The organism is Roseivirga sp. UBA1976, assembly GCF_002336325.1.
GTDB classification, from domain to species: domain Bacteria; phylum Bacteroidota; class Bacteroidia; order Cytophagales; family Cyclobacteriaceae; genus Roseivirga; species Roseivirga thermotolerans.
The window spans coordinates 1-13,032 of the sequence record NZ_DDDQ01000077.1 but is presented as its reverse complement, the minus strand read 5'-3'; the positions used below and the strand labels follow the sequence as shown (position 1 = coordinate 13,032).

Below are 13,032 nucleotides of genomic sequence, written 5' to 3'. Positions count from 1 at the left end.
GGATCTACACCAATACAATGTCCTCCTACTAAACCCGGCCGAAAAGGAAGAAAATTCCATTTTGTGCCGGCCGCTTCCAAGACATCTACAGTGTCTATGCCCAGCTTGTTAAAAATCATGGCCAGCTCATTTACAAAAGCAATATTGATATCTCTCTGAGAGTTCTCAATCACTTTAGCGGCCTCGGCTACTTTAATAGATGCAGCTTTGTAGGTACCCGCTGTTATCACAGACTTGTATAGCTGGTCTACTCTTTCAGCAATTTCGGGGGTAGACCCAGAAGTTACTTTCAAAATCTTGGTAACGGTGTGTTCTTTATCCCCCGGGTTGATTCTCTCGGGGGAATAGCCACAGAAGAAATCCTTATTAAAGGTCAGGCCTGATACCTCCTCTAAAACTGGCACGCAGTCTTCTTCTGTTGCACCAGGGTATACCGTTGATTCGTAGATAACTATGTCTCCTTTCTTAAGAACTTTACCTACGGTTTGAGATGCCTTTAAGAGTGGTGTCAAATCAGGGTTGTGATCGTCATCAATGGGAGTTGGAACCGTAACAATATAGATGTTACAGCCCGATAAATCATCTAACTTGTTCGTGTTGAAAAGTCCTTTGGGGGACTCTACAGACGAAAGAACCGACTTCAAAAGTTCATCTTCTACTTCTAGGGTATGATCCTTACCATTATTGAGTTCGTCAATTCTTTCCTGATTAATATCAAAACCTATGACTTTGTATTTTTCTGCAAATGCAACTGCCAGGGGAAGACCAACATACCCGAGGCCAATTATTGCGATTTTGTCGTTCATGCGGAGTTTAAATCTTATTACAAATTAGAAACGTACACAACAGGTTGTTACTGTTCAATCTACGTTGCATGCAAATCTAGAAGAAAAATCCGGTCTCTTTAAGGAAGGAATCATAAATCATGATAGCAGTATTAAATCTGCTAACAGCTGTCTTACTTTGCTGAATAATTGTAAGGCTTAACAAATCATTCCAGCAGCCACTGTTTCGTTGGTATTTTCATCGACCAATATTAGAGCTCCCGTAGTTCGGTTTTCAGCATACTTATCTGTTATCAAAGGTTTGTTTGTCCTGAGAGTTACGTTAATGATATCATTGACTGATACGGTATCGACACCTTCTCTCGTAAGTGAATTCACATCATACTTAAAGTTCAGGTTTTTAACCATAGCCTTAACCTCGTTGTTAGAGTGCATCAGGGTGTACCTAGACCGCGGCTGGGGGCCTTTTCTGGAAAACCAGCAAAGTGTGGCTTCAATATCCTGCTGAAGTCTGGGAGACCCGGTTAATCCTGTAATCATATCTCCACGGCTCACGTCAATATCATCGGCCAAGGAAACAACTACGCTCATTCCTGTACTGGCTACAGAAAGCTCTTCATCCATTAAATGAATCTGTTTAACTGTCGAAGTTTCACCCGAAGGAAGGACTACAACACTATCCCCTACTGCAAGTTGACCACCTGCCACCCGTCCGGCATAGCCTCTATAGTCATGGTAAGTATCATTTTTAGGCCTAATGACAGTTTGAACAGGGAAACGAACCGCAGCAGAAGTGGTTTTAGAAACATCTATTTGTTCCAAAGTAGAAAGAAGGGTTTTCTCTTCATACCAAGGCATCTTTTCAGAAGGATTCACAACGTTATCCCCATGCAGTGCACTTATGGGTATGAACGAAATCCCTTTTACATTCAGTTTGCTGGCAAAACGCGCATACTCTGATTGTATGGATCGGAAAATCTCCTCGTCATAATTCACCAAATCCATCTTGTTGATACAAACTACCAAATGGGGAATTTGCAAAAGGCTAGCAATGTAGCTGTGCCTAAAAGTCTGCTCCACAAGTCCCTTTCGTGCATCGATTAAAATGAGAGCTACATTGGCAGTCGAAGCACCTGTAACCATGTTTCTGGTATACTGAATATGGCCTGGTGTGTCGGCAATGATAAACTTCCTTTTGGGAGTTGCAAAATATCTGTACGCCACGTCTATTGTAATACCTTGCTCCCTTTCATCTTTCAGACCGTCTGTTAACAGCGCCAAATCCGTATGATCCAGACCACGCCTTTTACTGGAGTTTGCCACATGCTCTAACTGATCTTCAAAGATGGATTTACTATCATAAAGCAATCGGCCAATTAATGTGCTCTTACCATCATCTACACTACCTGCGGTTGTAAAGCGCAGTAACTCCATGTCCAAATACGAATTCTCCATTAGAAATATCCCTCCTTTTTTCTGTCTTCCATCGATGTTTCCGAGCGCTTATCGTCCGCTCTGTTCCCTCTCTCTGTTTGTCGTGCAGCAGCTACTTCCATAATCACTTTCTCCAGCGTATCTGCTTCAGATTCAATGCCCCCTGTTATTGTTATGTCTCCTAAGGTCCTAAACCTCACTTTTTTGTTGTGTATGGTTTCTTCTTCTCCAACATGTAGATGCTCTGAAACAGGGAGCCAAGTATTGTTACGCCAAATTACATCGCGATAATGGGCCAGGTATAGCGATGGTATTGCAATACTTTCCGCTAGTATATATTGCCACACATCCATCTCTGTCCAGTTAGATATGGGAAAAACCCTGAAGTGTTCCCCCTTGTGTTTTTTCCCATTGAAAATATTCCAGAGTTCAGGCCTTTGATTTTTAGGATCCCATTGTCCAAAGTCATCTCTATGCGAAAAGAAGCGCTCTTTGGCTCGTGCCTTTTCTTCATCGCGCCTGGCTCCACCCATTAGCGCATCGAACTGATGTTCCTCAATGGTATCTAATAGAGTCGTTATCTGAAGCCAGTTCCTTGAAGCATCTTTGCCGGTTTCTTCTTTAACCCTGCCTTGATTAATGGATTGCTGGACAGAACCTATAATAAGGTCTACACCCAATTGCTCAACCAACTCATCTCTAAATTTTATGGTCTCAGGAAAGTTATGTCCGGTGTCGATGTGCACAAGTGGAAAGGGTATTTTAGCCGGCCAAAAAGCTTTTTTAGCCAAATGAGTAACTACAATTGAGTCTTTTCCTCCTGAAAAAAGTATGCCTGACTTTTCGAACTGAGAGAAAACCTCACGTATAACATAAATGGCCTCTGCCTCAAGCTCTTTCAAGTGATTGAAGTGCGAGGTACTCTCCTTAAGGCTTATTCTTTCTATTTGTTCTATATCTCCTACCATTTTTGTAGACTATTAGAGTCTGCAAACATAGTATATATTTGCAATCAATCGACAGTATGAGAGAAATTTTAACACTTGTATCTAAAGAATTTCGTTCTGAATGGCGGCAGAAGTATGCTCTGAACGGAATGATACTCTACCTGGCATCAACCATTTTTGTCTGTTACATGAGTTTTAGTCTAAAAACAGGCACTATTCATGCACTAAGCTGGAATGCTCTTTTCTGGATAATTATTCTCTTTACAGCAGTAAACTCTGTAGCAAAAAGCTTCATTCAGGAAGCCGATGGCCGAATGCTGTATTATTATTCTTTAGTAAAACCTGAGTCCATTATCCTATCTAAGATCATATACTACTCGCTATTAATGATGGGCCTCTCCTTAATTGGTTTATTCTTCTATTCGATGGTTATGGGCAACCCGGTAAATGACCTTGCTATGTTTTTGTTGACCATAGTGTTGGCCTCTTTTGGTCTAGCAACTGCCCTTACCATGCTTTCCGGAATAGCTTCTAAGGCTAGCAACAGCAGCACACTTATAGCGGTACTCAGTTTTCCGGTGATCATTCCCATGTTGCTGCTCATTATCCGATGTTCTAAAAATGCACTTGATGGAATTGAACGCTCTGTCTACACCGATCAGTTGCTTACTCTCATTGCCATAAATGCCATTGTTGTTGCGGTTTCCTACCTGTTATTCCCCTATCTTTGGCGATCATAAGCAAACGGTAGTTGACCATGAAAAAGAAGTGGTGGAAAGTACTCTGTATAGTTCTCCTTATCTACTCTATACTAGGCGCTCTTTTATTCGATGCCCCGCGACTGGCCATTCTAAATGAAACTATACGAAACCTGCATTTTCATGTCACTATGTGGTTTGCCATGATCATTCTGTTGGTTACCTCGGCCATTTATGCCATTAAGTATCTGCGCTCCAATCGGATTGACCACGACACTCTTTCGGCAGAGTTTGCCAATGCCGGAGTATTGTTTGGCATTCTGGGCATAGTAACTGGTGCTATTTGGGCCAATTTTACCTGGGGCGAACCTTGGAGTGGTGATGCCAAGCAAAACAGTAGTGCCATAGCATTACTCATCTACCTGGCTTATTTGGTACTTCGTAACTCCCTTGAAGATCAGCAGCAAAAGGCTCGGGTAAGTGCTATATATAATGTCTTTGCTTTTGCCGCCCTTATACCACTACTGTTTATTCTACCCCGTATGACAGACAGCTCCCTACATCCGGGCAATGGTGGCAATCCGGGCTTCAACGCTTATGATTTAGACAGCCGGCTCCGCATGGTTTTTTATCCGGCTATTCTGGGCTGGACCCTTCTGGGTGTTTGGCTTGTATCTCTCAGAGTGCGTATTAAAAGAATTAAAATGGCTTTAGAAGACTAAAATCATGAAAAAACACCTTGTAACCCTCTTCCTACTTATCTCTTTAAGTTCATTTGCTCAGAATGGAGCCTACAGTATTAACCCCGAAGACTACAACAATACCTCTGTAGAAATGGCAGATGTAATGCGGTCTAATGGAAAGATCTATGTAGTGGTGGCTGTAGTAATGACGGTCTTTCTGGGCCTTATTATTTACACCATCTCGGTAGACCGTAAAATCTCCCGTCTCGAAAAGGAGGTTTTCAGTGAAAAAGGTTAATTCTTAGGCGTTTGTGTTGTACTTTTGCACCAGTTTAAGCAACCGAGGAGGAGATGAAAAAATCTAGTATAATTGGCCTGGTGGTTATTGCCATTGCTGTGGCTATAATTATTTCGACAGCAGGTGATGCCAGCTCTTACGTTACGTTCGATGAGGCCTATGCCATGGCCACCAACGGAAAAGCCGAATCAATCCATGTAGTGGGGGAGCTCAAAAAAGCCCCTAACGGCCAGGTGGTTGGCGTTCAGCCAAGTGAAGACATGCTATCGGTAGAGTTTATTTTGGTTGATGATAACCAAAAAGAACAAACCGTTTACCTCAATCAGCCCATGCCTTCAGATCTGCTCAAGTCGGACAAAGTAGTGGTTATTGGAGGCTATAAGAACGATATGTTCATAGCCGATAAGGTATTGCTCAAGTGTCCTTCTAAGTACGAAGAGACTTCGCTCTAAGAACTGCCGAACACTGTAACCCATAGGCTATAATTTGCGTGGTCTATGCCGTCACTATCCCTCTTAAAAGGACATTGGTTCACAGAGAGGTGTTAAACCATAACTCCCAACAGATAACCCTAAACTTTAGCTCTTGATTTCAGCAACTGTTCATACCACTATCGGCAACATTGGTCACCTGTTGGTAATCGTCTCTTTTGTTGCCTCAATTATTGCGGCTTTTGCCTACGGAAAAGCCTCCCTAAACAATGAGATAGGCAATACTGACTGGATTAAATTTGGAAGAGCCTCTTTCTGGACTCACGGCTTGGCCGTTTTAGGAACCGCTGTTACCCTTTTTCTCATAATCTACAATAACTACTTTGAGTATCATTACGCCTGGTCTCACGCCTCCAAAGATCTCCCTGTTCATTATATGATTGCCTGTTTTTGGGAAGGACAGGAAGGAAGTTTTCTAATTTGGTCTGTATGGAATGCGCTTCTTGGCTTCATTCTCATAAAGACTAACAAAAAATGGGAAGCTCCTGTAATGACGGTGTTCGCCCTCGTTCAGGCATTCTTGGCTTCAATGATTTTAGGCGTGGTTATTGGCGACCTTAAAATCGGCTCATCACCTTTCTTGCTCCTTCGCGATGTAATGAATGAACCCGTATTTCTGGTTAACCCAAACTATGTTCCTGAAGACGGTACGGGCCTTAACCCATTGCTTCAAAACTACTGGATGGTAATACATCCACCAATGACTTTCCTCGGATTTGCCTGTACACTCATCCCTTTCTCTTTCTGTATTGCCGGGCTATGGAGAAAAGACTTTAAAGACTGGATAAGACCCGCTCTGCCCTGGACTATTTTCGGTGGAGTAATACTGGGTACGGCTATCGTTATGGGCGCCTACTGGGCTTATGAAACGCTCAATTTTGGAGGATATTGGAACTGGGATCCTGTAGAAAACGCAGTGTACGTACCCTGGCTAGTGTTGATAGCCAGCATGCACACTATGATTATCTTTAAAAAGAACCACACGGCTCTAAAAACTTCCATTGTCTTAGTGATTGCTACTTTCATACTTATTCTCTACGCCACCTTTTTGGTGAGAAGCGGTATACTTGGCAATACATCGGTACACTCTTTTACCGACCTTGGTCTTTCCGGCCAATTGCTCATATACCTGCTATTCTTTTTGGTGGCGTCTGTTGCCATTGCTGCAAGAGTTTGGAGTCAGCTCCCAACCTCAGACAAAGAAGCCTCTGCTTACTCGCGAGAATTCTGGATCTTTATTGGAGCCCTAGTGCTTTGCCTGATGGCTTTCCAGGTTTTGGTACCTACCTCTTTTCCTGTATTCAACGCAATTGTAGAGTTCTTTGGCGGAGTATCTTCACTGGCCCCTCCTGCCAATCAGGTAGAGTTTTACTCCCAATGGCAGGTTTGGTTCGGGATAGGAATAGCCTTGCTTTCAGGTACCGGTCAATTCTTCTTCTGGAGGAAAATGGATAAGGAAAAGCTAAAATCAGCTATGACTTTCCCCGTGCTTATTTCCCTTGTTATTTCGGCACTCATTTTTGTTTTAGAAGACATTTACAACCCAGTATATATTGTTGTGCTTGTGGCCGGGGTATACTCCGTTGTTTCTAACCTTAAAATTATGCTCGATCTTGTGCGCTCCGGAAGTTATAAGCTCACAGGAGGATCAATAGCTCATATTGGTATTGCCATGATGTTGGTAGGCATCATGTTTTCCGAGGGCTACTCTCGTATAATTTCTAAAAACACCACCATTATCAGCCGTAATTTTACTGAAGAGCAAAACACCAACAACGTAGTGCTGTTCTTGAATGACCCCAAGCCCATGGGGGGATACTCTTTGCTCTACAAAAGTGAAGGACTCAAGGCCGAAGGCATTCCGGGTTATGTAAAAAAATCTTGGCTAGACAATACTGAAAATTCTCATTACAAGATTACCCGGGCTGACATTGTAGTAGATGGTACTACTTATGCCCAAAAAGGCGATACTTTATACTTCCGTACTCCGGAAAACACCTACCATGAGATCGAATACACCTCTCTGAATTCTGGCAAGAAATTCACGCTCTTTCCCAGAACGCAGGTTAACGATGAAATGGGACAAACCATTGTTTCTCCCGACATTAAAAAGCAGTGGAACAGAGACTTGTATACCTATGTAGCGCTTCAGTCAGACTTTGACGATGAAAACACAGTGTGGAGTGAAAAAGACATACATACCATTCGCCCCGGAGAAAGGTTTTTCATAAATGACTATGTAGCCGTTTTTCAAGGGCTTGAACGACTGCCCCGAGTAAACTACTTAACTATGGGGCCTAATGATGCAGCAGTTAAAGCCAATATTGAGGTGTTTGTTGAAGAAGGAGAAAAACTCTATCTGGAGCCTAAGTTCATTATTAAAGATAAGAACGTGGGCCGGCCACCCGAAGTAAATCAAGAAATAGCCTCAAGGGTAACCTTGGAAAACATTAACCCGGAAGATGGCTCCATAGAACTGGGCATAGAAACTACTCAAAAGGACTGGATCATCCTTCAGGCCATTGAAAAGCCTCAGATTAACATTCTTTGGATAGGTACCATTGTGATGATTATTGGTTTTATTGTGGCTACCAGAAGAAGGTACATTGAGTTTGCCAAGATGCGCGATAAGGGTATGGCCTAATTTACCCAACCTTTTCTCGGTGTCAACAGCCTCTAGTCTTACCCGGTAATACGGGTGTTTTTTCTCATTCTTAAACTCAGAGACACTTAAAGCACTTGCTGTTTAAATAATGTCATTTCCGGTTGCTTCCATTTTTCTCTATTTTAAAAGAGCTAAATAGGGTTTATGAGCAACAGAAGATCATTTTTTCGAAAGGCATTCCTTACGGCCGGAAGCCTGTCTCTGACTACATTTTTTCAGAAGTCATTGGCCGAAGACGTATCAGACGCATTAATAAGTCTCAATAACCTTTTGCCTGAAAGGGCTGCACAAGACGAGGAGCTCTGGAAACGTATTCAGCAAGCCTATACAACCTCAAGCAGCATTATTAATTTAAATAATGGAGGAGTGAGCCCGCAGCCTAAAGTTGTTCAAGAGGCTGCCAATAGATTTTACGCCTATTGCAATGAAGCCCCCTCGTATTATATGTGGCGCATACTCGACCAGGGAAGAGAACCCCTTCGAGCTAAACTTGCACACCTGGCCGGAACTGATGCCGATGAACTGGCCATCAACAGAAACACAACCGAAGCAATTAATACCGTCATTTTTGGACTTAATTTAAAACCGGGCGATGAAGTAATTCTCACTAAATATGATTACCCAAACATGATGAACGCCTGGAAACAGCGCGAAAAGCGAGACGGTATAGTGTTAAAATGGCTAGACTTTGATATTCCTATTGAAAGTGATGAAGAGGTTATTAAAAAGTATAGAGAAGCCATTACTCCAAAAACCAAAGTTCTACACATTACGCACATCATTAACTGGACAGGTCATATTATGCCCGCCAGGAAACTCTGCGATTTAGCCAGAGAAAACAACCTCTATTCTATAGTTGATGGTGCTCACTCTTTTGCTCATCTCGATTTCAAGATTGGCGAATTAGGTTGCGACTTCTTTGGTACAAGCCTGCACAAATGGCTATGCGCCCCCTTTGGTACCGGCCTCTTATACATCAACAAAAACAAGATCAAAGACGTATGGCCACTGCTCGGAGCACCAGAAGGGCAAGAAGATAACATCCGTAAGTTTGAAAACATTGGTACGCGCTCTTTCGCCATAGAGCAAGCTATTGGTTCAGCTCTAGACTTTCACCAGGCCATTGGTTCGGCCAGAAAGGAGGCCCGTCTTAAATATCTCAAACAGTACTGGGTAGATCAGGTGAAAGATGTAGACAGGGTAAGGTTCTACACCTCCGCCAAACCGCAGTTCAGTGGTGCCCTTTTCAACTTTGGTATTGATGGAAAAGATGCCGGGCCAGTGCATAATTCTCTATTCAATACGCATAAGGTGCATACCAGTCCGGTGAAGTATGAGAAAGTGAACGGACCAAGAATCACACCTCACATTTACACTACCAAATATGATCTGGATAGGCTGGTTGAGGCAATAAATGTTGCAACGAAATCATAACTAGCCCATGGTTTAAACCATGGGCTAATTGATTGGCCAATATTCGTGAAACCATTTCAATGGTTTTGTTAAATTCATTGGAAAACACGCACTATGTCACACTCATTTCCCAGAGTTTGGGTTCATCTGGTATTTGGCACAAAGAATAGGCAACCATTAATTGCTCCCGAAAAGGAGAGCAAAATCTATACTTTCATTCAATCGCAAATGATTGATAAGGGTTGTTTTACAAAAGCAATGAATGGAATAGAAGACCACATTCACATTCTATTTCTTCTCAATCAAAATATAAGCCTAGCTGATTTGGTAAAACAAATTAAAGGATCCAGTGCACATTGGATTAATCAGCAAAATATTTGTTCTGAGAAATTTGCTTGGCAAACTGGTTACGGGGCATTTTCCGTAAGCGAATCTCAATTACCAAGAGTTGAGCAATACATCATAAACCAAAAAGAACACCACAAAACCAAAACATTTATGGAGGAATATGAGGGCTTGCTGAAACTACATAACCTCAATATTGGAAGTGGTTAAAAACCACTAAACAGCTCAATACCCATTTAGCCCACGGTTTAAACCGTGGGCTAAATGGGGGATTCACATTTCCCAAAACCATTTCAATGGTTTTACTACAATGATTACCTTCGTCTTGTGGCATACAGAATTGTAATTCTAGGAACGGGCAATGTGGCGTGGCATTTAGCCAGAGCACTTGAAAACGCAGGTCACATTATTACGCACATTTATAACCGCAATGCAGAGAAAGCCAAGAAATTCGGTTTAGACTATTTCAGCGCATCTACCGGCAACTCTTTGAGTCTATCTGGCATCAATGCAGACATTTTCATTCTTGCAATTTCCGATGACTCAATAGAAGAAGTTGCCTCGAACGTTAGTCTGCCCGAAAACGCCATACTTTGTCACACTTCAGGTTCTAAACCTTTAAAGGTACTTGGCTATGCCCCTACTGAAAACATCGGAGTGTTCTACCCTCTTCAGACTTTCAGCAAAGGGAAGAAGGTAGATTTTAACAATATTCCGATTTGTCTAGAAGCTGAAAACCGGTTTACACTAGAAGCGCTGAGAGCCCTTGGTAATTCAATTAGTTCCAAAACTCAAGAAATCTCCAGCCAGCAGAGACAGGCAATTCATTTGGCTGCCGTGTTTGCCTGCAATTTTACCAACCACATGTTCACCGTAGCGCAAAGCATTTTGGAAAATCAGGAAATGAGTTTTGAAATCCTTAAGCCCCTGATTGTGGAAACCCTCAACAAATCTTTTGAAATTGGTCCGGAACGGGCTCAGACGGGCCCTGCTATCCGCCAAGACCTCAAAACTCTGGATCTTCAGTACGACTCTCTGAAAGCCGATCCTGAATTGGCCGAAATTTATCGGCTTATCTCCCAACATATTATCGATTACTACGCCAACTGAAATATCTTTGCTGCGTAAACAAGCGCAATGCAAGTCGCTAAGCTTTTCCGACCATCGTTTATCTACAACTACCTTAAACTCATTAGAGGAATTAACCTCCTCATTGTTGCGCTTACCCAATACCTTACGGCACTTTTTCTTTTGAGCAACAAGGGGCACTGGTGGGAAATACTAACGGATGCTAATTTTTTCCTGATGGTATCGGCCACCGTAATGATTACAAGTGCCGGATACCTCATAAACGATTATTACGACATAAAAATAGACTTTGTAAATAAGCCCGACCGGGTAGTAGTAGGGCGTGCGTTGAGAAGGCGTTGGGTAATTTTAGGTCATAGTGCCCTAAACATTTCGGCCATTGCCATTGGTTTTTACATATCCATTCCCATTGGCCTCATTATGTTCGGAGCAGCTTTTCTTCTCTGGCTATACTCCAACCAACTCAAAAGACTTCCTTTTGTAGGTAATTTTGTGGTGGCCATTCTTACCGGAACCACTCTGATTCTAGTTGCTGAATACTTCCACGAGAGAGCCTACATCATTGCCTGCTATGCCATTTTCTCAGCCTATATAACCTTGGTTAGGGAAATAATAAAAGACACTGAAGACATGAAAGGCGATGCCCGATTTGGTTGTAAAACCATCCCCATTGTACTTGGCGTGGCCAAAACCAAATGGATTATTTATGCCATAATGGTCGCCTTCGAAATCACAGTCATCATTCTCCTTTGGAACTTGTCAGTGATTCTTCCGATCATTCTCGCAATTACTTTGCTACTTTTGGGGCTCGGTGTTCAGCGAGCCGATACCGTGAAACAATTTCATAACCTCAGCACTTACTGCAAAATCATTATGTTGCTTGGAGTGCTCAGCATGATCTGGATATGACCAAAAAAAGACTTTCAATATTTGCCTCAGGCAGTGGTTCCAATGCCGAAAAATTCTTTGAGCACTTTCAAAATCATCCGCAGATCGAGATCGCTTCGGTTTTCACCAACAACAAGTCTGCAGGGGTTATAGAACGGGCTCAGCGGTTCAATATAAAGCACCATGTTTATAATCGCTCCTTTTGGCAAACCGGTGAAACTATTGTGGAGGTACTGGAAAGTGAAAAAATAGACTTCATAGTGCTTGCAGGCTTTATGCTACTTATCCCCAAGGCACTGGTTGCCAGATTCCCCAACCGCATATTCAACATACACCCGGCTCTACTTCCTAAGTTCGGGGGCCAGGGAATGTATGGTATGAATGTGCACAAGGCCGTGAAAGCCGCAGGCGAAACAGAAACCGGACTCACTATACATTATGTGAATGAGTACTATGACGAGGGAGCCATTATTTTTCAGGAAAGCTGCACCATAAACCCTACGGATTCGGCAGAAGAGATAGCCGCCAAAGTATTACGTTTAGAGCACAAAAATTATCCGAAAGTGGTAGAGCAAGAAGTTCTCAAATCGATATAAAATCCCTAGTTTTGCGACTTACTAAATCCCCCTTCGAAAATGTCGCAGGTAAAAATCCAATCCGCATTAATCTCAGTTTTTTACAAAGATAATCTGGCTCCTATTATAGAGCTTTTAAAAGCCAACGGTGTAACGATTTACTCCACCGGAGGAACTCAAAAATTTATTGAAGACCAGGGAGCAAAAGTCATCCCTGTTGAGGATTTAACCAGCTATCCATCCATTTTCGGAGGAAGAGTAAAGACCCTTCACCCCAAGGTTTTTGGAGGTATTTTACACCGAAGAGACAATGACGGAGACCTTGCTCAGGCTAAGGAATTCGAGATTCCTTCTATAGACTTGGTGATTGTAGACCTTTACCCCTTTGAGGAAACCGTAGCTTCAGGAGCAGCCGAACAGGACATAATCGAAAAGATTGATATCGGTGGGATTTCCCTGATTAGAGCAGCTGCTAAAAATTTCAAAGATGTATTAATCGTTTCCAGCAGAGAACAATACCCGGCTGTAGAGGCTCTCCTCAAAGAAAAGGAGTGCGCCACCGATTTGGCTGATCGAAGAAAATTTGCTGCTGAAGCCTTCGATATTTCTTCTCATTATGACTCAGCTATTTTCAACTACTTTAACCAGCAGGAAGGCCTTGCTAAGTTTAAGGTAAGCCAAAGAGAAGGAAGACAACTGCGCTATGGGGAAAACCCTCATC

At 42.5% G+C, this 13,032-nt stretch carries 13 protein-coding genes and 1 pseudogene; 11 read left to right on the top strand and 3 right to left on the bottom strand.

Annotated features, from left to right (window positions below; all coding sequences use genetic code 11):
- The 3 genes from B3763_RS07735 to cysD form a co-directional block, all read right to left on the bottom strand.
- Window positions 1-806, bottom strand: an 806-nt coding sequence (locus tag B3763_RS07735; protein ID WP_286745411.1) for a nucleotide sugar dehydrogenase, incomplete at its 3' end; no start/stop codon positions are given.
- Between the two features lie 177 nt (window positions 807-983).
- Window positions 984-2,240 (bottom strand): sulfate adenylyltransferase subunit 1, encoded by a 1,257-nt coding sequence (locus B3763_RS07730; protein ID WP_286745408.1) that lies wholly within the window; start codon window positions 2,238-2,240, stop codon window positions 984-986.
- Window positions 2,240-3,187 (bottom strand): sulfate adenylyltransferase subunit CysD, encoded by a 948-nt coding sequence (gene cysD, locus B3763_RS07725; RefSeq protein WP_286745406.1) that lies wholly within the window; start codon window positions 3,185-3,187, stop codon window positions 2,240-2,242. Before cysD ends, B3763_RS07730 begins: the two co-directional genes overlap by 1 nt.
- 56 nt (window positions 3,188-3,243) lie before the next feature.
- On the opposite strand from cysD, the gene B3763_RS07720 reads away from it, so the two are divergent.
- The 11 genes and pseudogenes from B3763_RS07720 to B3763_RS07670 form a co-directional block, all read left to right on the top strand.
- The gene (locus B3763_RS07720) at window positions 3,244-3,906 is read left to right on the top strand and encodes a heme exporter protein CcmB (protein ID WP_189628621.1); all 663 of its coding nucleotides are present in this window, start codon (window positions 3,244-3,246) and stop codon (window positions 3,904-3,906) included.
- Between the two features lie 17 nt (window positions 3,907-3,923).
- On the top strand, window positions 3,924-4,586 hold the full coding sequence (ccsA, locus tag B3763_RS07715; protein ID WP_286745402.1) for a cytochrome c biogenesis protein CcsA: 663 nt from the start codon (window positions 3,924-3,926) through the stop codon (window positions 4,584-4,586).
- A gap of 4 nt (window positions 4,587-4,590) precedes the next feature.
- A complete protein-coding gene (locus tag B3763_RS07710; RefSeq protein WP_189628623.1) occupies window positions 4,591-4,845 on the top strand; it encodes a CcmD family protein in 255 nt (84 codons plus the stop codon).
- Window positions 4,846-4,898: 53 nt separating this feature from the next.
- Window positions 4,899-5,297: a cytochrome c maturation protein CcmE gene (locus tag B3763_RS07705; protein WP_286745400.1), complete on the top strand. Its 399-nt coding sequence runs from the start codon at window positions 4,899-4,901 to the stop codon at window positions 5,295-5,297.
- Between the two features lie 133 nt (window positions 5,298-5,430).
- Window positions 5,431-7,980, top strand: a complete 2,550-nt coding sequence (locus tag B3763_RS07700) for a heme lyase CcmF/NrfE family subunit (RefSeq protein WP_286745398.1) — start codon at window positions 5,431-5,433, stop codon at window positions 7,978-7,980.
- 165 nt (window positions 7,981-8,145) lie between these two features.
- On the top strand, window positions 8,146-9,435 hold the full coding sequence (locus B3763_RS07695; protein ID WP_286745395.1) for an aminotransferase class V-fold PLP-dependent enzyme: 1,290 nt from the start codon (window positions 8,146-8,148) through the stop codon (window positions 9,433-9,435).
- 93 nt (window positions 9,436-9,528) lie between these two features.
- Entirely contained in the window at window positions 9,529-9,969 is a 441-nt protein-coding gene (gene tnpA, locus B3763_RS07690; RefSeq protein ID WP_286745393.1) for an IS200/IS605 family transposase, read from the top strand.
- A gap of 54 nt (window positions 9,970-10,023) precedes the next feature.
- Window positions 10,024-10,869 carry a Rossmann-like and DUF2520 domain-containing protein gene (locus B3763_RS07685; protein WP_286745391.1) on the top strand — a complete coding sequence of 282 codons (846 nt, stop codon included), beginning with the start codon at window positions 10,024-10,026 and terminating at the stop codon, window positions 10,867-10,869.
- A gap of 27 nt (window positions 10,870-10,896) precedes the next feature.
- The gene (locus tag B3763_RS07680; protein ID WP_189628627.1) at window positions 10,897-11,757 is read left to right on the top strand and encodes a geranylgeranylglycerol-phosphate geranylgeranyltransferase; all 861 of its coding nucleotides are present in this window, start codon (window positions 10,897-10,899) and stop codon (window positions 11,755-11,757) included.
- On the top strand, window positions 11,754-12,332 hold the full coding sequence (locus B3763_RS07675) for a phosphoribosylglycinamide formyltransferase (RefSeq protein ID WP_286745388.1): 579 nt from the start codon (window positions 11,754-11,756) through the stop codon (window positions 12,330-12,332). Before B3763_RS07680 ends, B3763_RS07675 begins: the two co-directional genes overlap by 4 nt.
- A gap of 39 nt (window positions 12,333-12,371) precedes the next feature.
- A pseudogene (locus tag B3763_RS07670) lies at window positions 12,372-13,032 on the top strand (bifunctional phosphoribosylaminoimidazolecarboxamide formyltransferase/IMP cyclohydrolase PurH); the annotation flags it as partial.

Coding starts and splice junctions, on each gene's coding strand:
- B3763_RS07730 (WP_286745408.1), bottom strand. CDS start 2,240: ATGGAGAATTCGTATTTGGACATGGAGTTACTGCGCTTTACAACCGCA.
- cysD (WP_286745406.1), bottom strand. CDS start 3,187: ATGGTAGGAGATATAGAACAAATAGAAAGAATAAGCCTTAAGGAGAGT.
- B3763_RS07720 (WP_189628621.1), top strand. CDS start 3,244: ATGAGAGAAATTTTAACACTTGTATCTAAAGAATTTCGTTCTGAATGG.
- ccsA (WP_286745402.1), top strand. CDS start 3,924: ATGAAAAAGAAGTGGTGGAAAGTACTCTGTATAGTTCTCCTTATCTAC.
- B3763_RS07710 (WP_189628623.1), top strand. CDS start 4,591: ATGAAAAAACACCTTGTAACCCTCTTCCTACTTATCTCTTTAAGTTCA.
- B3763_RS07705 (WP_286745400.1), top strand. CDS start 4,899: ATGAAAAAATCTAGTATAATTGGCCTGGTGGTTATTGCCATTGCTGTG.
- B3763_RS07695 (WP_286745395.1), top strand. CDS start 8,146: ATGAGCAACAGAAGATCATTTTTTCGAAAGGCATTCCTTACGGCCGGA.
- tnpA (WP_286745393.1), top strand. CDS start 9,529: ATGTCACACTCATTTCCCAGAGTTTGGGTTCATCTGGTATTTGGCACA.
- B3763_RS07685 (WP_286745391.1), top strand. CDS start 10,024: ATGGGGGATTCACATTTCCCAAAACCATTTCAATGGTTTTACTACAAT.
- B3763_RS07680 (WP_189628627.1), top strand. CDS start 10,897: ATGCAAGTCGCTAAGCTTTTCCGACCATCGTTTATCTACAACTACCTT.
- B3763_RS07675 (WP_286745388.1), top strand. CDS start 11,754: ATGACCAAAAAAAGACTTTCAATATTTGCCTCAGGCAGTGGTTCCAAT.